Below are 16,943 nucleotides of genomic sequence, written 5' to 3' on the forward strand. Positions count from 1 at the left end.
GTCGGCCGCGGCCTGGGTGGCCTGGTCGGCCTGCGAGCGGGCGGAGGTGGCAGCCGTTTCCGCGCTGTCGGCCGCAGCGTCGGCGTCGTCGGCCGCCTGCCGTGCCTCCTGCGCGTTGTCCTGCGACTCCGCCGACTCGGCCCACGCCCTTTTCGCGTCGGCCTTGGCCCGGGCGGCGTCGGCCTTCTGCTCGGCGTCCCAGGCGTCGTCGCGCAGCGCCAGAGCCTTGTCCCGAGCGGTCTCGGCATTCTTGCGCTTCTCGGTGGCGGTGGTGTCCGCGGTGTCCGCCCGGTTCTTCGCGGCCTGAGCCTGGGCGGCGTATTCCTGGGCCTGGGACTTGTGCTGGGCGGCCTCGGCCTGTTTCTGGGAAGCGGTCTCCTTCTCCGCCTTCGCGGTGGCTTCCTCCTTCTCCGCGTCCAGCCGTCCGGCATGGGCGGTGGCGGCAGCGGCCTTGGCGTCGGCTTCGGCCTGCTGGGTCTCGGTGAGCTTGGCCTTGGCCGTGTCGCGCGCCTTCTTGGCGTTGCCCGCCTGCACCGCGGCGGCGCTCGCCGTGGCCTTGGCCTGGTCCTTGGCGGCTGCCGCCGCGGCGTTGCGGAACGCTGCCTGGCTTCCCGCCGCCTGGGTGACGGCCCGGGCGGCGATGGTCGCGCTGTCCCCGGCGGAGGCCTTGGTGGCCGCCAGCGCGGTCTCGCCGGCCTGCACCATCGCGTTCAGCGCCGCCGCCGACGCCTTGGTGACCTGCGCTTTCTGCTGACCCACCAGCAGGGCCCGGCCGCGCGGCGCGCCGGCGGCGTCGGCGATGCCGTAGGCGGTGTTCAGGTACGTGTCGGTGTTGGTGGCCGCGGTGTTCGCGGTCTGGGCCTGCGCCTTGATCAGGTTCAGCTGGGTCTGGGCCGCGGTCCGCGCGTCGGTGACGCCCTTGGTGGCCGTGGTGAACTGGGCAGGCGTGGGGTACGACAAGTCGTCGTCCATGCCCTGGTGGCCCGAGGGCACGATGTCGAACTTCTGCGGGTCGGTGTTGTTGCAGGTCCAGATCCACGCGTCCTGGCTGTTGGCGTAGGTGTGCATGTCCAGGCACTTGCCGGAGCCGGTGTTCTTCAGCGTGGTCGTACCGTGGGTGGTGTACCCCCATTGCTGCGCCGGTTTGGTGTTGTTGCACGTCATCTGCACGATGGCGGTGCCGTCGGCGGTACCGGAGCTCTTCACCTCCAGGCACTTGCCGGAGTTGACGTTCACCAGGGCGTCGCCGGCGATCCGCCATTGTTGGTTGGCGCCGCTGTTGCAGGTGTACATCTGCACGACGGCGGCGTCGGCCTTGGAGTTGCCGCCGACCTCCAGGCACTTGTCGGACGCCCCGTGGATGTGGACCACCAGCGGGCTGTCCCCGATCCAGCCCGGTCCGCCGGCCGACCAGTAGCCCTGCCAGCGGGTCAGGTGGTCGGCGACCCAGGACTGGCCGAGCATCTCGCCCAGCGCCTTCGCGCCGGTGGCCATCGCCTTGGTGGCGTCCCGGTTGGCGTTGATGATCTGGTTGCGCTGGGTGGCCTGCGCGGCGATCTCCTGCTGCCACTCCGCCGAGGCGGAGGCCACCTCTTTGCCGAGCACCTTGCCCGGGTCGACCGGGCCGCGCCACGAGCAGGCCGCGAACCGTGTCTTCAGGTCCTCCACCGCGAGCCGGAACGCCAGGCTGTCCGGGTCGGGGGCGGTGCGCGCGAAGCCCCCGGCGGAAAGGAACATCCGCGCGTCGTCCGCGTTCATGCCGGTGAAGAGGTCGTCGCCGTCCACCAGGTCTTCGAACGCCCGCGCCTCAGCGTACGACTGGTCCCAATCGTCACTGGACGGGTCGGCCTCACCGTAGAGCGGGGTACCCAGGTCGGTGACCGCCTTGACGGTCGCCTGGTCGGCCACGGGGGTGGGGTTGTCGTAGAGGTCGTCCTCCGGCTGCCACCACTGGTCGCCCAGCCACTTCCCGTAGCCGACCTGGTCGAAGTAGTCCTCCGTGTCCGAGGAGGCCCTGCCCGGCGGCCAGTAGAAGTCGGCCTGGCTGAGGAAGCCCGCGTCGGGGAACGACAGGCTGGACAGCACGCTCTGCCAGGCGTCCAGACGCGGCCGCAGCGTGTCGATCTCCTTGTCGATGTCCTTCCTGTCCCCGGCGTACGCCAGGGCCAGGGGGGTGTCGTTCCAGTACTCGCGGTCGGCGGTGGCGTGCAGCTGTTCCGGAGTCTGGTTCAGGCCGCTCTGCCCGAGGCCGGCCATCCGTGGGGCGCCGACTCGCAGCGCGTCGGCCATCAGGCACTGGTCCTGGCGCAGTTGCTCCGCCGACTCGGCGTCGAAGCCGTCGTAGCTGTCGGCTACGCTGACGGTGTCGGGCAGAACGCCGGCCGGCGGTTCCGGGCCGAGCAGACCCGTCAGCATCGCTCCGGCGGCCACCAGGGGTACGAGCGGACTCGCGGCTGAGCCGAACCACCTCAGACGGGAACGGCCACGAGGTCTGACGTGTAGCCATGGTCTGCCGGCCGGTTCGGCGGCCGTTCTGTTGGTGGGTCTGAAACGCACGGAAGCATCCTTCTGTCGCTGGTTGAGGCAGACAGGGACGCACCGGGCCGAGAGAAGGACAAAACTCCGCCGGACTCCTCACGGCGTGCCGGGACCATCGCGGACACGGCGTGACGAAGCCCTCCCCCGACGACAGGCCTCCCCCCGCCGTACCGACACCGCACTCCGACGCGGATGTACCGGCCGCGCCGGAGGAGGCGCTTCATTCACGCATGACCCAAGATCACCACACAAGATCAGCACAATTGCTTGACCGAAAAATTAGTGACGCCCGAGCCGAGGATCCGCACCACGTGGACCCACGCGCTACGGGCGGCGGGCCAGCACATGGGTATCGAGGTAGCCCCGCTCGGACGCCGGGTCGTGGAGCAACCGGGCAACCGTGACGAGGCCGGCTCCTGACAGCAATTCGGCGAACCGCTCCGCCGGCCAGCTGTAGGCGGGCGTCACCTTGTGGTCGAAGCGAACCGGCTCCGGTCCCTCGGTCCCGAAGAAGGACACCAGGAGCAGGCCCCCTGGTGCCAGGACACGCACCTGCTCGGCGAGGAGCGCGGGCAATTCTCCGGGTGGGGTATGGATCATCGAGTAGTGGGCCAGCACTCCGCCGAGCGCGCCGTCCTCGACCGGCAGGGCCTCCATGCGCGCTTCGTCGAACCGCAGTGCCGGGTGGGCCCGCCGAGCGTGCTCGACCATGGCCGGGGAGAGATCGAGCCCGAAGGCCTCCAGCCCCAAGTCGTGCAGCATGGCCGTCAGATGACCGGGGCCGCACCCGACGTCGGCCGCCCTCAGGTTCCCCGTGTCACGTACGAGTTCGGCGAAGGTGCCGATCATGTTCCGCGCGAACGGCTGCGTCTCCAACCGATTGGCGAACATCGACGCGTACAGCTCGACGACCCCGTCGTAGGCCGCCCTGGTCTCGTCCTGGTGCCTCAACACGGGAAGCAAACTAACACTCGCCGTGGTGGTCGTACCGGCCTTTCGCGGGCGCGGTAAAGTGATCAGGAAGGGTCTGTCCGGAGGCCGACGATCAGGGTGTCGACGAGGTAGCCGAAGCTGCGGTCGACGTCCTGGGGCAGGCCGAAGCCCCCGGCGCTCTCCAGGGTGACGAAGCCGTGCAGCGCCGAGCGCAGCGTGCGGATGGCGTCGACGGCCCGGGCGTCCCGCAGTCCGAAACCGGCGAGGACGTCCAGGAAGATCTGGAGGGCGTCGTTACTGGCCCGTTGGTCTTCCTCGTCACCGGCGGCGGGTGCGCGAATGGTGGCGGCGTAGCGCCCGGGGTGGTCGGCGGCCCAGCGCCGGTACGCGTCGGCGATCGCGTGGACCGCGTCGCCGCCGGACCGGCCGGCGGTCGCCCGGGCGAGCGTATGCCCCAATTCGCGTTTCGCCAGTACGGAGATGCCGTGGCGGAGTGCGTCCAGCGAGGCGGTGTGCTTGTACAGGGACGGCGTCCGTACGCCGACCCGCTCGGCCAGCAGGCCCATGGACAGCTCCGTGAAGCCGACCTCGTCGGCGAGATCGGCGCCGGCCGCGACGACGGCGGCCGGGTTGAGTCCGGCCCTAGGCACGGGCGTGCGCCTGGAGGAAGGCGAGCATCAGGGACACCACCTCGTCGGGATACTGGACGTGCGGGTAGTGGCCCGCGCCTTCGACCATCTCGAGCTGCCCCAGCCCGGCCGGCAGAGCGGCCACGATCGCCTCGCCCTCGGCCCGGGGGTCGGCCCAGTCCGGGTCGAGCGACCCCTGCACGATCAGGGCCGGGCACCGCACGTTCTCCAGCTGCGCCCCGGCGTCGGTCGGCGCCGACCGGAACATCTCCTGAAACGCCTTCATACGGCCGGGCTCGCGCAGCATCGCGTCGATCCGGTCCAGCCGTTCGGTCCAGTCGGCCGGCTTCTTCCCCGGGTAAGCACTGTCGAGGTAGGCGCGCCAGCGCGCGACGCTGCCCAGTATGCCCGCGCCGGCCATCCGGAGGGCCGCCTTGCGGTACGGACCGAACCGCAGGTCGCCCAGCTTGACCGACTGCTTGCGGGTGAACGGACCCAGTTCGACGATGCCGGTGATCAAGTCGGGCGCCTGGGCGGCGGCGATGGTGGCGGAGCCGCCGGAGATCGAATGACCGACCAGTACGGCCGGGCCGCCGAGGACGCGGATCAGTGCGAGCAGGTCGCCGGCGATATCGGTACGGCTGTAGGACGGCCACACCGCACTCGACTCGCCGCACCCCCGAAGGTCGACCGCGGCCACCCGATACCCGGCGGACACCAGGCGCGGCGCGACGAACCGGTACGCCTCCCGGCTGTCGCCCATGCCGGGCGCCAGGACGACCAGCGGGCCCTCGCCGGTCACCTCGTAGGCGATCGTGCCGTCGTCGACTGTCACAAACTCGGTCATGGCATCCCTCACGTCTGGCTAATGTTGATAGCTAAAAGCTAATGCCATAAGCCACCCCCGTCAACCGACGCCGTCGGCGGCCGTACCGGACATGGGGTACCGCATGGCTCCACGCCGGCTCGCCGCCGCGATGTTCACCCTGTCGTGCCGCCGGCGTTCACTCGTTCGGAGGAGGCGCCGCATACTTGGCCCGGATCTCGGAATATCACTCATTGTAACGTCTCCTTGCTTTGAGTGAGGTGTCTCGTGTCTCCGGACGAACAGCCATCCCTGACTGAACACACCGTCGAGGCGGTGGCGTTCGGTGCGGGGAGCGACGCCATCCTCCGTCAGGGGCACCATGCCCTCTTCGGAGTCAGCACGGGCAACAGCTACTTCAGCCGCCGGCGCCTGGCGGGTGCGATCTCCTGGGCGACCGGGCGCTTCGACGTGGTGGACGTGATCCACGCCGATCTCTACCTGGACCGGATGTGTGAGGCGTTCGGCTACGAGCGGGCGGATGCACGCAGGAGCGCGACCAAGCAGTTACGGGGAGTCCGACGCCGGATCGAGGGCGCGGTGGAGGACGCCGGTTCGGCGGCGAAGAAGGTGCGGGCCAGGCCGTTGTCCGACTTTCTGGAGGACCCCGCGTATCAGGAGGTGCACGCGCGGGCGCGGGCCGCTCTGCGTACCGACGTGGAGTTGAGAGCCGTCCGGGACGAGATGGCGTACCACTTCCTCTCCAAGAAGCTGGGGCCCGGCGTGTTCCCCACTGCCGTGCAGGTGCGGGTGGCGCAGGACTACGTCGAAGCCGAGCTGCCGTTCTTCGTGGACAGCCCCCGCATTCTGGGCGTCGCGTCGTCCGTCCACTGCTACCACTCCGTGCTGGCGCTGGGACGCCTTCTGTTCAGTGACCGGGAGGTGGGCCTGAGACCCGCCGACAACCAGGGCTACGCCGTCGTCGCCTGCCAGGACTGACTGTTCGCCCCCTCAACCGTCCCGTCAACCGTCGGACCCCTTCCGACAAGCCTCCGGAAGAGAGAAGCTCCATGTCGTCACCCACTGTCCCGTCACCCGAAGTCTGCCCCGCTGTTCCGTACGCCCCGGTGGAATGGCCGTTGTCGCGGCGGGGCGACGTCGTTCCGCCCGAATGTGCGCTGCTGCGTGAGCAGAGCCCGGTCGCCCGGGTACGCACGCTCACCGGTGACGACGCCTGGCTGGTCACCAGTTACGCGCTCGCCAAGCAAGTCCTCGATGACGGCGAACACTTCAGCCTGCGCGCGACGGCCGCCGACAACATGCCGCGCCAGTACGCCCTGACGATCCCGCCGGAGGTCGTCAACACCATGGGCAACGTCAACAGTGCGGGACTCCACCAGGAGGTGCTCCGAGCCTTCGGCCCCCGGTCCGGTCCGGCGAGCGCCGAGTGGATGCGGGCGCTGGCGCACGAACTGATCGACAGCCTGGTCGAGGAAGGACCGCCGGTCGATCTGCGGACGCGGTTCGCCGAGCCGTACTCCGCGGGGATGGTCTGTGAAGTGCTCGGCCTGCCGCACGAGGACGGAAGGCGCCTCATGGCGGGTCTGGACCTCGGCTTCGTCACCAGCCCGGCCGTGTTCGACGGATGCACGGCCAACTGGGACAAGGACTACGCCTACGTCCTGCGTCAGGTGCGCGCGGACCGGGACACCCGGCGCGGGCTCATCCTGCGGCTGTGCGAGCTGAGGGACGACCCCACCCGCGACGGCGGCGCGCTCACCGACGAGATGCTCGCGGCGGTGGTCACCTCCCTGTTCGGTGCCGGCGCCATGAGCACGTACGTGTTCCTGCTCCACGCCGTTCTCACCCTCGTCCAGCACCCCGAGACGATGCGACGCCTCCGTGAGCAGCCCGAGTTGATGCCGCAAGCCGTGGAGGAGCTGATGCGCAGCACGCTCTCCATCGGTGACGGGCTGCCCCGCATCGCCCTCGCCGACGTGCAGGTCGGTGACGTCCTCGTCCGGGCCGGGGAACTGGTTCTCGTCTGCGTCGAGGGAGCCAACTTCGACCCCGCGCAGTTCGACGACCCGGAGCGGTTCGACATCGACCGCTCCCCCAACCCCCACCTGTCCTTCGGCGCCGGCTCCCACTTCTGCCCCGCCTCGCTCATCTCCCGCGTCCACGCCGCGGAAGCACTCACCGCGCTCCTGGACCGCCTGCCCGCGCTGCGGCTGGCCCTGCCCGCCGACCAACTCGTCTGGCGCACCGGCAACATCAAACGAGTCCCTGAACGACTCCACGTCCTCTGGTGAACCCCCTCGGACCGGCCGTCCCAGGTCAACGAGCCGCCCGCGCCGGGCCGAACGGCCCGGGTCGTACCGCCCGCCGAGCGTATGGCCGCGCCACACCCCGCCCGGTGGTCTTTCGCGGAGGTGTGGGTGTCAGGTAGCGGTCCTGGGGACGCTCAGGCTGGGCATGCCCACGTTGCGCAGGCGCAGCACACTCCCGTTGAGCCTCATCAGAGGCTGCACGAGCAGGTCCACGACGACCAGGAAACAGACGGTGCCTATGCCCACCGGGCCGCCGAGCAGGTAGCCGCTGACCAGGAGAACCAGTTCGGTGCTGAACTTGGCGGCCCAGAACGGCCAGCGCCAGTGCTCGGTCATGCTGATCGCCACGAGGTCCATGGCCCGGATGCCGATGCCGCTGATGATGATGAGCGAGGATCCGTACGCGCACAGCAGACTGCCGAGCACCATGAGGAACGCGTCGGGAACCGGTAGCCCGGCGAGGTCCCAGGCACGCATGACGTCGATCAGGCTGCCGCAGAAAAGGAAGGTGACGAACGGTGAGAGAACCGGGCGCCGGTGGTTCCACGCCGCCCAGACCGCGATGCACAGGGCGGCGAACAGTGCCTGGGCGATTCCGATGGTCAGCGGCAGATGCTCGAGCAGGCCGAGCGCGAAGACGTCGAGTGGGTCGGTGCCCAGGTCCGACCGGATGAAGCACGCGGCACCGTAGGAGAAGGTCACGCATCCGGCCAGGTAGGCCGCGAACTGACTGGGGTCGTAGCCGCGTAGCCGTTTCAGCGGGGGGATCACCGGCTTTGCCATGCACAGGCCTCCACTAGGTCGAACAACTGGCACAGGGCAGTGCTGTACGACCTGCCGGGGCAGGAAATGCCCCGGCAGGTTCGGGCAGGCGGTCGCGCGGTGCGGTCGAGCCGTGGATCAGGCGTTGATGTCGCGACGGGCGAAGGCCCGCATTCCCACGACCAGCGCCACCGCCGTGGCGGCGAGAAGGATGATCACGCCGAGGCCGTCGAAGCCCTCACGCAGCGGATGGGTCCCCTGCGCCCAGTAGAAGGGCGTGATGCGCTGGAGGAAGTGCGCGCCGTCGATCTGGGAGGCGATCGCGTTGAGCACGTACGTCCCCACTGCCACCGCACTGGTGGCGCCGAGGGTGAACGGTCTGCTCCCGGTGAAGGCACCGATGGACAGTGCCAGCGCGCCGAAGAACAGGGCCAGCAGGCCGAGTTGGACAGCGCCGGCGATGATGTGACCGGACGGTACGTTCATGTCCAGGGAGGATGCCAGTGCCGTGACCTCCAGGCCGATCAGGACGGTCAGGGCGAGAACGGCGACGAACAGGGCGCCGAAGCGCTCAATTCCGAGGCGCCGGCGGGTGATCGGGTAGGCGAGATAGAGATCGAGCACCCCGGACTGCTCCTGGGCCGCGACAGCTCTGGTCCCGGTGGAGATGGCAAAGATGAGGAGCAGCAGCGGTCCGAGCAGGCCGAAGACGGTGCCCTCCAGGAAACCGGCACCGCTGGCCAGGTCGTCGAAGTTCATGGCGCCGGCCATGCCGGAGGGGATCGAGTCCAGCGAGTCGGCCTGGTTCTTCACCTGGGAGTAGGACGAGGTGTAGATGGCCGTCACGAGCGCGACGCCGAGCCCCCAGAGCAGTAACCCGCGCCGCTGGTCGCGAACCGCCTTGCCGAACACGGGGAGTTCAGTGGACAACGGGGGCGCCTTCCTTGACGTACTCGTCCATGAAGATGGATTCCAGGTCCGGTTTCTGGCAGAACAGGGCCTCGACGCGGTAGCGCGCGGCCTGTTTGACCAGGGCGTCGACGCTGCCGTCGACGGTGCAGTGCAGTGTGTGGCCGTCGGCCCGGACGGAGCCGACGTGTTCGAGACCGGTGAAGTCGTCGGAGCTGAACGCTTCGGCGAAGCGGATCTCCACCTGGCTGACGGCCTGCTGCTGGAGCGAGGCGACGGTACCGATGGTGACCAGCCGGCCGTCCTTGATGATGGCGACCCGGTCGGCCACCTCCTGCACCTCGCTGAGGATGTGGGAGGACATGAAGACCGTCTGTCCGTTGGCCTTCGCCTCGGTGACGAGGTTGAGGAAGACCTGCTGCATCAGGGGGTCGAGGCCGCTGGTGGGTTCGTCGAGCACCAGCAGTGCGGGCCGGTGCATGAACGCCTGGACGATGCCGACCTTCTGTTTGTTGCCCTTGGAGAGGTTCTTCACCTTCCGGGAACGATCGAGTTCCAGCCGGTCGGCGAGCTCGGTCACCCAGGCCTGGTCCACACTGCCCTGGAGCCGCGCGAAGAAGCCCAGCAGCTCTCCGACGTTCTCGGAGCCGTCCAGCACCAGCTCACCGGGGAGATACCCGAGCTGTGCCCGCAACTCCGCTCCCTGGGCGACCGGGTCGAGCCCCAGGACGCGGATGCTGCCGGCCGTGGGGCGGATGAGGTCCAGGATCATCTTCATGGTCGTCGTCTTCCCGGCCCCGTTGGGGCCGAGAAACCCGAAGATCTCGCCACGCCGCACCGTGAGATCAAGATCTGCGACGCCGCGGCCGCCGGGGTACCGCTTGCTGAGACCGGACGTCTCGATGGCGGCTAAGGTCACTTCTTTCCTCCGTTGAGAAGCCGGTGCTCCCGGTGACGGGCGAGCAGCGGTGGAAGTTCGCGTTGCATCCAGCGGTACAGGTCGGCGACGTTCTCCAGACGCGTCCGGCGAGCCGGGTTGTCCTGCGCGAGGAGTTCGCTGCCTTTCTCCAGCACCGTGAGGATGTTGGTGACAGCAGCGAGCCGCTCGAACACCGAGTCGACCCAGCCGCTGTCATTGATCCGGTAGTACGTACGCCGGTCGCCCGGGGCCGAGATCTTCTCCACCAGTCCCGCCTGGATCAGCTGCCGGGTCGATGTGGAGATCGATGCCTTGCTCGCCTGTAGGGTCTCCGCCAGCTGACCCGCCGTCTGCTCCGGTGGATCACAGATCAGCAGCCAACCGATGACGCGGCCGGAAATCCTGGGAAGTCCGGCGTCCTGTTCGAAGTACAGGGCCACGTCCTCGGCGAAGCGGACCGCCTCGTCGTGTGTGATAGCCATGATGTTCAGCGTATTCCGAACCAACTGTATTTACAAGATGCACGGAACCGGAGCCGGCTAGGGCACCACCGTGCGTGCCAGGTCCTGCGCCAGCCGGTCGAGCAGGGCGTCCCGGTGCTCCTGGAGGAAGAAGTGACCGCCGCTGTAGGAGTGCTGGGCGAAACCTCCCCTGCCGTGGTGCCGCCAGCCCCGCATCTCCTCCTCGCTCGCCTCCGGGTCCTCGCTGCCGCAGAGCGCGGTGATCGGGCAGCGCAACGGCCGCTCGGCGCGGTAGCGGTAGGTCTCCAGCATGGTGATGTCACCGCGCAGGACCGGCAGGTAGAGCGCCCGCATCTCCGGATCCCGGCGGATCTGTACCGGCACCGCACGGAAGCGACGGTCCAGGACATCCAGGAACTCGTCGTCGGACAGCAGATGGGACATCCGGCCGGGCTGCGGGATCTCCGGGGTGCTCCGCGCCGAGACCGTCAGATGGGAGGCCTCCAGCCGGTGCGTACGGCGCAGTTCCCTCGCGACCTCGTAGGCGACGAGCGCACCCAGGCTGTGGCCGAACAGGGCGAACGGGCGGTCGAGAGCGGGCGCCAGCGCCGCCGCCGCCTCCCGGGCCAGGGCCAGCAGATCGGTCCGCGGCTCCTCCCGCAGCCGCACCTCACGGCCCGGCAGGCGCAGCAGCCATACGTCGATCCAGTCCGGCAGTCCGGCCACCCACCCGTGGAAGACCGTGGTACCTCCTCCGGCGTACGGTACGCAGAGCAGCCGCAGCGCGGCACCGTCCCGGGGCTCCGGGCGGAGCACCCACCTGGGATCGACCGCCCGAGGGGCAGCCGGAGCCGGTGTCCGCGTCGACGAGTTCCCCCTGTGAATGATGTCCCCCTGAGGTAGGTGCGGTGGGTACCGTCAGGACCGACGGCCCGGGGCGCGCCCGGCGTACGGCCCGTGCGGGAGGGCCGTCGCCGGGACAGGTCCGGGGACGGATCACGAAAGGTCGGCGCTGGCCTTCTCGTAGCGGTGCCAGAGGGCCGGCATCTCGGCGGCGAGGTAGCGGAAGAGCTTCTCCATGTTCCGCAGCCGGGCCAGTCGCGCCGGGCCGACGCCTTCGGCTTCGAGGGCCTCGAGGCCGTCCGCCATCGTCCGGTGGAAGTTCGGCCAGCTGAGGAAGGTGTGCTGGATGACCCGGGGCCAGGTGGCGTCCTGGAGCGTGAGGTAGTAGTCGCCGTCCTCGGTGTCCTCACGAATGAAGAAACCGGCCGGGACCAACTGGTCGGACATCTTGTCCACCGCGTCCCGGGAAATGCCCAGCCTGGCGCTGATCTCCGACGCACGCTGGCGCGCCGGGTCGGAGATCAGCAGATAGCCGATCACCTCGCCGCGGTCGGCGGCCATGCCGTCCTTCTCGTAGTAGCGGCCGATCCTGGTCACGATCTCCCGTTCGGCCTGCGGGACGGCGGAGGCTGCGGTCATCGGGAATGCCCTTCTCTGTGGATGGATGGAGGTGCTGTTCCGTCAGTTCTCGAGTGCGGTGGCGCCGACCGAGCGCAGGTGGGTGGCGTAGCGTGCGGGGGTCGAGTGGTCCAGGAAGGCCGCCAGCCCGGTACGGGCCCCCCACCCCTCACGGATCCGCCCGACGATCTCCATGGCGGCGAGGGACTGACCGCCGAGCTCGCTGAACTCGTCGTGAGCTCCGATACCCGCACGGCCGAGGACCTCCTCCCAGAGCCGGATCACCGCGCCCAGCAGAGCGTCGTCCTGCCCGGCGGGAGCCGGCTCGGGCTGCGCCGGCTCCTCGGGAAAGGGGAGCGCGGAGCGGTCCGCCTTGCCGTTCGGGAGCAACGGGATGCCCGAGAGGAAGAAGAAGCGGGTGGGTACGGAGTGCGCGGGAACCGTCCGGGCCAGGTGCTCGCGGCACTGGGCCGGGGTCAGCAGGCGGCCGGCCTCCGGCACGACGTAGCCGACGAGGAGACCCTCCCCGACCCGGGGGTGGCGGGCCACGACGACGGCCTCCCGGATGTCGGCGTGCTGTTCCAGCGCGGTCTCCAACTCCCCCGTCTCCACCCGGACACCCCGGATCTTCACCTGTCCGTCCAGGCGGCCGAAGAACTCGATGCCGCCGTCGGGCAGGCTCGCCGCGAGGTCCCCGGTGCGGTACATGGTCGCGCCCGCCACCGTGGTGAAGGGGTCGGGCAGGAACCGTTCGTCGGTCAGCTCGGGGCACTGCCAGTAGCCCTGGCCCACGCCCACTCCGCCGATGTAGAGCTCGCCGCGCTCGCCGTCGCGTACCGTGCGCCCCTGGTCGTCGAGGACGTACGCGCTGTGGCCGGGCAGGGTAGGGCCCCAGGGGATCGCGTCCCGCTCCGCGTCCTCCTTCCGCACCGCGTACACCATGCTGCAGCAGGACACCTCGGTCATCCCGGCCACGTTGTACGCACGCACGCCGGGGCCCAGTTCGGCCAGCGTGGCCACCATGGAGGGCGGGAAGCGGTCGCCCGCCAGCACCACGGTGCGCAGCGTCGCCGGCAGTCCGTGCCCCCGCCGCCGGGCGGTGTCGGTGACCGGCCGCAGCAGCGCCGGCGCCGAGGACCAGGTCGTGACCGACTCGGCGGCCAGCAGGCCGAGCAGCGCCCCCGGGTCGGTGCGGTCGGCCTCGCTCGGGATGACCACGGTGCCGCCGACGGCGAAGGTCGCGAAGATCTCGATCACCGAGAGGTCGAAGTTGAGGGAGGACACCTGGAGCACGCGGTCGGTGTGGTCCAGGCCGAGTGCGTCGGCCAGGCCCCGCATGGTGTGGGCCACGCCGCTGTGCCGGTTCATGGCGCCCTTGGGACGGCCGGTGGAGCCCGACGTGTAGATGAGGTAGGGCAGTTGGGCGGGGTCGACCTCCGGGAGCGGAAGCGCCGTGTCCGGGTCGGTCACCCGGTCCGCCCGCAGACCCTCCAGTCCCGCCAGGCCGGGAACCCAGGCGGCGGCCTCGTCCACCAGGACGGTCCGGGCGCCGCTGTCGGTGAGGATGAACCGGATCCGCTCCTCGGGATACGCGGGGTCGACGGCGACGTAGGCCGCCCCGGCCCGCATGACGGCGAGCACCGCGACCACCGTCTCCGCCGCGGGTGCCATGGACACCCCGACCAGTTCGCCGGGGCCCACCCCCCGCCGTAACAGCAGGCGGGCCAGCGCGGCACTCCAGGCGTCGAGTTCGCCGTAGGTCATCTCACGGCCGGCGTGACGGACGGCCGGGGCCTCCGGGCGCCGCTCGGCCTGCGCGAGCGCGAGGCCGTGCAGCGTCCACCCGGAATGCCGGTCCACGTCGACGTCAGTCCTGGCATCGCGCATGAATCGACTCCTCCTACGGCGAGAATTCACAACTGATGGCTTATGCGGGCTCCGACAGCGATCGATACTAGCGATCCGAACTCGGCCCGCGCAATGGTCACCGAACAAATTTCTGACGGGCCGGCGGACGATCTCCGGCAGCCTTTTCGACACCCCGTCGATATCCGTCCGCAGATTCTTCCGGATGCTTGACGAAACCGGGCCCCCACTGCTCTATCATCTCAGCACATGACCGAGATTCAGCTGGATTCCGACCGCTGGTTTCTCCGCGCCGGGCGCAGGCACAACCCCCGGCTGACCGTCCTGGCCGTACCCTGGGCCGGCAGTGGAACCGCCGCGTACCACGGCATCGCCGACCTGCTGCCGCCGGACGTCGACCTGTGGATGCTCCGCCTTCCGGGCCGCGAGGTCCGTCGTTCCGAGCCGCTCGCCACCTCGATGAGCGAGCTCACCATACCTGCGGCCGCCGCCTGCGCAGAGGCCCTGACCGGCGACTTCGCCCTCTTCGGGCACAGTTCTGGTGCGCTCGTCGCATTCGACGTCGCTCGCCGGCTGCGCCGCGACCACGGACGGCTTCCGTCTCTGCTCGCCGTGTCCGCGCAGCCCGCACCGCACCTCCCGCCGCGCTACGCGCCGATCCACGAGCTGCCGGTCGACGGCTTCCTCGACGCACTCGACGCCCGCTGTCACAGCGTCCCGCAAGCACTGCGCGCGGACGCGGAAATGAAGGAGGTATACGTTCCGGCCATGCGAGCCGACGTGGCGGTCGAGGAAACCTACGAATACATTCCCGAACCGCCTCTCGAATGTCCGCTGTCGGCCTTCGGTGGAAAATCTGACACGGAATGCAGAATTTCCGACCTGGAGGCGTGGCAAGTGCACACGTCGGGGAAGTTCACCCTCAACGCGCTGTCCGGGGACCATTTCTTCTTCCAGACCTCCCGTGAATCCGTGGTGAAACTCCTTGTCGAACAGAGCGGGTGACCCGGACCCGCTATGCGGGCCCCCTCGTGTCCGGGACGGTCACTGGTCGTAGTAGCCGGCCAGTGTGCGTGGCCGGGGACGGTCGTCGCCCTCGGACCGCGGCAGCCAGGTACGGCGCAGCGCGTCGAGCCTCGGCAGGCCGGCCATCACTTCGCCGAAGGGCAGCCCGAAGTCGACCAGGCAGGCGATCTCGTCCACCCCGATCCCGGACAGGCGCTCGACCACCTCGGTGCACTTCGCGGGGGTTCCCAGCAGCGACCGGCGGTCGTAGAAGTCCCTGGCCACGAGCGTGGCGAGTTGTTCCTGCTCGTCGTCCGACATGTCGGACGACGGGTCGTCGCCGCGCTTCTGGCTGAGGAACGTGGACAGATAGCGCCGTACCGGATCGCGCACCAGCGCCCAGACCTGCTCCTCGTCCTCGCCGATGTAGGTGTGCATGCCGACGGTGACCACACCCCCGGCCGGGTCGAGCCCGGCGGCGGAGCGGGCCTCGCGGTAGGCGGCGATGTTGTCCGCCAGCCGTTCCCAGCTGTCCAGCAGCGTCAGGACGCCCAGGTCGCGGCGGCCGGCCTCCAGCCAGGTTTCCGGGTTGGACGTGTGCACCATCCAGAGCGGCAGTTCGGGCTGGTGCGGGCGGGGGTAGGTGCGGACCGACAGCGTGCTGTCCTCGGGCCCGTCGAAGGACGCCGGCTCTCCCCGCCACAGGGCGCGCAGGGTGTCGACGGTGGCGAGGGTGTACTCCCGCCGGTCCGTGAAGTGCCCGGGCTGGAACACGAAGTCGCCGCGGTGCCAGCCGGTGGCCAGACAGAGGCCCACGCGCCCGCCGGACAACTGGTCGACCAGGGACCATTCCTCGACGATCCGTACCGGATGGTGGTGCGGCACGACCACGCTGCCCGCGCGCAGCTGGATCCGCTCGGTGACGGCCGCGATGGCGGCGGCCAGTACCGAGGGGTTGGGGAAGCTCCCGCCGAACTCCTGGAAGTGACGCTCGGGGACCCAGATCGCCCGGAACCCGCGCGAGTCGATGAAGCGGGCCACGTCGAGGATGAACCGGTACCGCTCGCGCGGTGTCCGCCGGTCGTCGGCGGCGAAGAAGTAGACACTGAAATCCATCGCTCACTCCTGGTCCAGCGAGGGCCGCAGCAGGCCCGCGATCCGCTGGAGGTTCTCCTCCAGCACGATGGTGAAGTGGTCGGCGTCCATGGTGTGGACGGTCAGGCACTCCGGGGGAACGAGGCCGGCGAGCCCGTTGCTGGTGTCTCCGTCCGTACGGGGGATGGCGGGCATACCGAAGGGGTTGCCGGGGGCCGAGAACCCGCGTTCGGCGTGGAAGACGGTGACGTCCACCGCGACGGGCAGCGGCACCGCCTGGTAGCCGTCGAGCAGTTTGCCGTTGAGCTGGAGCACGTCCCACTTGCTGCGCATCAGCTTCAGCACGTGGTCGTGGGCCAGGGTGGCGGGCGAGTTGCCGACGACGTGCCGGGCCATCGCGTCGAACTGCTCGTCAAGGGTGAGACCGCGCAGCACCTCCACGCCGATCTGCTCGTCGACCCGCCACAGCTGGCACGCGGAGTTCCCGATGAGCATGAGGGACAGGTTCTCGCCCTCGCTCTCCTCGATACCGCTCGCGTCCACGCCGTCCCACGCGCCGGTGCCGGGCATCAACGGGTCCACCAGGTACAGGTGAGAGACCTCCTCCCCCGCGGCCAGCAGCTGTTGGGTCATCTCGTAGGCGACGACGCCGCCGAAGGAACATCCCCCTATCCGGTACGGGCCGTGCGGTTTACGCCGGCGAAGAGCGGCCAGGTAGGCGGCGCTCATCTGCTGGATGTCGTCGAACGACCGGAAGGTCAACTCGTAGTCGACCTGCTCCATGGCGAACACCGGGTAGTCGGAGCCGAGATGGCGGGAGAGGTAGACGCAGTAACTGACGTCGCCGAAGAGGTGATGGGTCCAGAAGGTGGCGGGGCGCTCGCCACCGCCGTTCACGGACACCAGGTGGGCGCCTTCGTCGGCGTCCTCAAAATCGTCCGCGGTGTCCGGTTCCGCCCGGTACTTCTGCTCCGCGTCCGTGGCCGTATCGTCCGCGCCGAGCCGGCCGGCCACCGAGGGATCACCCAACAGGCTGACGCCAGGGGGTAGTTCACGGACGACCGGTGGCGGAACGATCAGGCGTTGCCACGCGGCCGGTCCGGTCCCGGCGACGGTGAGGATCACCGTGCGGGCCGCGCAGGTCAGCGGCGCGGGCGCGTAGTCCGCCGCGGCCCGGCCGAGCACACCGCGCCAGGCACCCGCCGCCGACAACCAGGGGGCCAGTTTCCC

Annotated in this window: 16 protein-coding genes; 3 read left to right on the plus strand and 13 right to left on the minus strand. The window is 69.6% G+C overall.

The features are described 5' to 3' along the window. The 4 genes from GT042_RS07025 to GT042_RS07040 form a co-directional block, all read right to left on the minus strand. Positions 1 to 2,430 (minus strand): RICIN domain-containing protein (locus GT042_RS07025; RefSeq protein ID WP_345943701.1); only part of this gene is annotated, 2,430 nt, incomplete at its 3' end. Between the two features lie 432 nt (positions 2,431 to 2,862). Beyond that, positions 2,863 to 3,492 (minus strand): class I SAM-dependent methyltransferase, encoded by a 630-nt coding sequence (locus tag GT042_RS07030; RefSeq protein WP_161307838.1) that lies wholly within the window; start codon positions 3,490 to 3,492, stop codon positions 2,863 to 2,865. 62 nt (positions 3,493 to 3,554) lie between these two features. Next, positions 3,555 to 4,121 carry a TetR/AcrR family transcriptional regulator gene (locus GT042_RS07035; protein ID WP_161307839.1) on the minus strand — a complete coding sequence of 189 codons (567 nt, stop codon included), beginning with the start codon at positions 4,119 to 4,121 and terminating at the stop codon, positions 3,555 to 3,557. Further along, positions 4,114 to 4,947 (minus strand): alpha/beta hydrolase, encoded by an 834-nt coding sequence (locus GT042_RS07040; protein ID WP_161307840.1) that lies wholly within the window; start codon positions 4,945 to 4,947, stop codon positions 4,114 to 4,116. Before GT042_RS07040 ends, GT042_RS07035 begins: the two co-directional genes overlap by 8 nt. A 294-nt stretch (positions 4,948 to 5,241) precedes the next feature. Here GT042_RS07040 and GT042_RS07045 point away from each other — a divergent pair, with 294 nt between their 5' ends. After that, complete coding sequence (locus GT042_RS07045) at positions 5,242 to 5,904, plus strand: tRNA-dependent cyclodipeptide synthase (protein WP_161307841.1); 663 nt, start codon at positions 5,242 to 5,244, stop codon at positions 5,902 to 5,904. Between the two features lie 71 nt (positions 5,905 to 5,975). Beyond that, positions 5,976 to 7,217 (plus strand): cytochrome P450, encoded by a 1,242-nt coding sequence (locus GT042_RS07050; RefSeq protein WP_161307842.1) that lies wholly within the window; start codon positions 5,976 to 5,978, stop codon positions 7,215 to 7,217. Between the two features lie 129 nt (positions 7,218 to 7,346). Here the strand turns inward: GT042_RS07050 and GT042_RS07055 are convergent, their stop codons facing one another. The 7 genes from GT042_RS07055 to GT042_RS07085 form a co-directional block, all read right to left on the minus strand. Further along, positions 7,347 to 8,018 carry a hypothetical protein gene (locus GT042_RS07055; RefSeq protein ID WP_161307843.1) on the minus strand — a complete coding sequence of 224 codons (672 nt, stop codon included), beginning with the start codon at positions 8,016 to 8,018 and terminating at the stop codon, positions 7,347 to 7,349. Positions 8,019 to 8,135: 117 nt separating this feature from the next. Then, entirely contained in the window at positions 8,136 to 8,927 is a 792-nt protein-coding gene (locus GT042_RS07060) for an ABC transporter permease subunit (protein ID WP_161307844.1), read from the minus strand. Further along, positions 8,917 to 9,825 carry an ABC transporter ATP-binding protein gene (locus tag GT042_RS07065; protein WP_161307845.1) on the minus strand — a complete coding sequence of 303 codons (909 nt, stop codon included), beginning with the start codon at positions 9,823 to 9,825 and terminating at the stop codon, positions 8,917 to 8,919. The genes GT042_RS07060 and GT042_RS07065 overlap by 11 nt, the downstream gene beginning before the upstream one ends. Next, a complete protein-coding gene (locus GT042_RS07070; RefSeq protein WP_161307846.1) occupies positions 9,822 to 10,307 on the minus strand; it encodes a MarR family transcriptional regulator in 486 nt (161 codons plus the stop codon). Before GT042_RS07070 ends, GT042_RS07065 begins: the two co-directional genes overlap by 4 nt. 57 nt (positions 10,308 to 10,364) lie before the next feature. Then, a complete protein-coding gene (locus GT042_RS07075) occupies positions 10,365 to 11,102 on the minus strand; it encodes an alpha/beta fold hydrolase (RefSeq protein ID WP_161307847.1) in 738 nt (245 codons plus the stop codon). A 180-nt stretch (positions 11,103 to 11,282) separates the two neighbouring features. Beyond that, positions 11,283 to 11,768 (minus strand): hypothetical protein, encoded by a 486-nt coding sequence (locus GT042_RS07080; protein WP_161307848.1) that lies wholly within the window; start codon positions 11,766 to 11,768, stop codon positions 11,283 to 11,285. Positions 11,769 to 11,810: 42 nt separating this feature from the next. After that, entirely contained in the window at positions 11,811 to 13,634 is a 1,824-nt protein-coding gene (locus GT042_RS07085) for a non-ribosomal peptide synthetase (RefSeq protein ID WP_161307849.1), read from the minus strand. A gap of 228 nt (positions 13,635 to 13,862) precedes the next feature. On the opposite strand from GT042_RS07085, the gene GT042_RS07090 reads away from it, so the two are divergent. Further along, positions 13,863 to 14,618 carry a thioesterase domain-containing protein gene (locus GT042_RS07090; RefSeq protein ID WP_161307850.1) on the plus strand — a complete coding sequence of 252 codons (756 nt, stop codon included), beginning with the start codon at positions 13,863 to 13,865 and terminating at the stop codon, positions 14,616 to 14,618. 39 nt (positions 14,619 to 14,657) lie between these two features. On the opposite strand, the gene GT042_RS07095 is transcribed toward GT042_RS07090, so the two are convergent. Continuing rightward, positions 14,658 to 15,734 carry a MupA/Atu3671 family FMN-dependent luciferase-like monooxygenase gene (locus tag GT042_RS07095; protein ID WP_161307851.1) on the minus strand — a complete coding sequence of 359 codons (1,077 nt, stop codon included), beginning with the start codon at positions 15,732 to 15,734 and terminating at the stop codon, positions 14,658 to 14,660. Between the two features lie 3 nt (positions 15,735 to 15,737). After that, positions 15,738 to 16,943: thioesterase domain-containing protein (locus GT042_RS07100; RefSeq protein WP_161307852.1), on the minus strand; the 1,206-nt coding region annotated here is incomplete at its 5' end.

This window comes from Streptomyces sp. SID3212, assembly GCF_009865405.1.
GTDB lineage: Bacteria > Actinomycetota > Actinomycetes > Streptomycetales > Streptomycetaceae > Streptomyces.

Bases quoted from the DNA above. Each gene is read 5' to 3' on its own strand.
- GT042_RS07090 (WP_161307850.1), top strand. From the start codon at position 13,863: ATGACCGAGATTCAGCTGGATTCCGACCGCTGGTTTCTCCGCGCCGGG.
- GT042_RS07070 (WP_161307846.1), bottom strand. From the start codon at position 10,307: ATGGCTATCACACACGACGAGGCGGTCCGCTTCGCCGAGGACGTGGCC.
- GT042_RS07080 (WP_161307848.1), bottom strand. From the start codon at position 11,768: ATGACCGCAGCCTCCGCCGTCCCGCAGGCCGAACGGGAGATCGTGACC.
- GT042_RS07055 (WP_161307843.1), bottom strand. From the start codon at position 8,018: ATGGCAAAGCCGGTGATCCCCCCGCTGAAACGGCTACGCGGCTACGAC.
- GT042_RS07085 (WP_161307849.1), bottom strand. From the start codon at position 13,634: ATGCGCGATGCCAGGACTGACGTCGACGTGGACCGGCATTCCGGGTGG.
- GT042_RS07050 (WP_161307842.1), top strand. From the start codon at position 5,976: ATGTCGTCACCCACTGTCCCGTCACCCGAAGTCTGCCCCGCTGTTCCG.
- GT042_RS07040 (WP_161307840.1), bottom strand. From the start codon at position 4,947: ATGACCGAGTTTGTGACAGTCGACGACGGCACGATCGCCTACGAGGTG.
- GT042_RS07095 (WP_161307851.1), bottom strand. From the start codon at position 15,734: ATGGATTTCAGTGTCTACTTCTTCGCCGCCGACGACCGGCGGACACCG.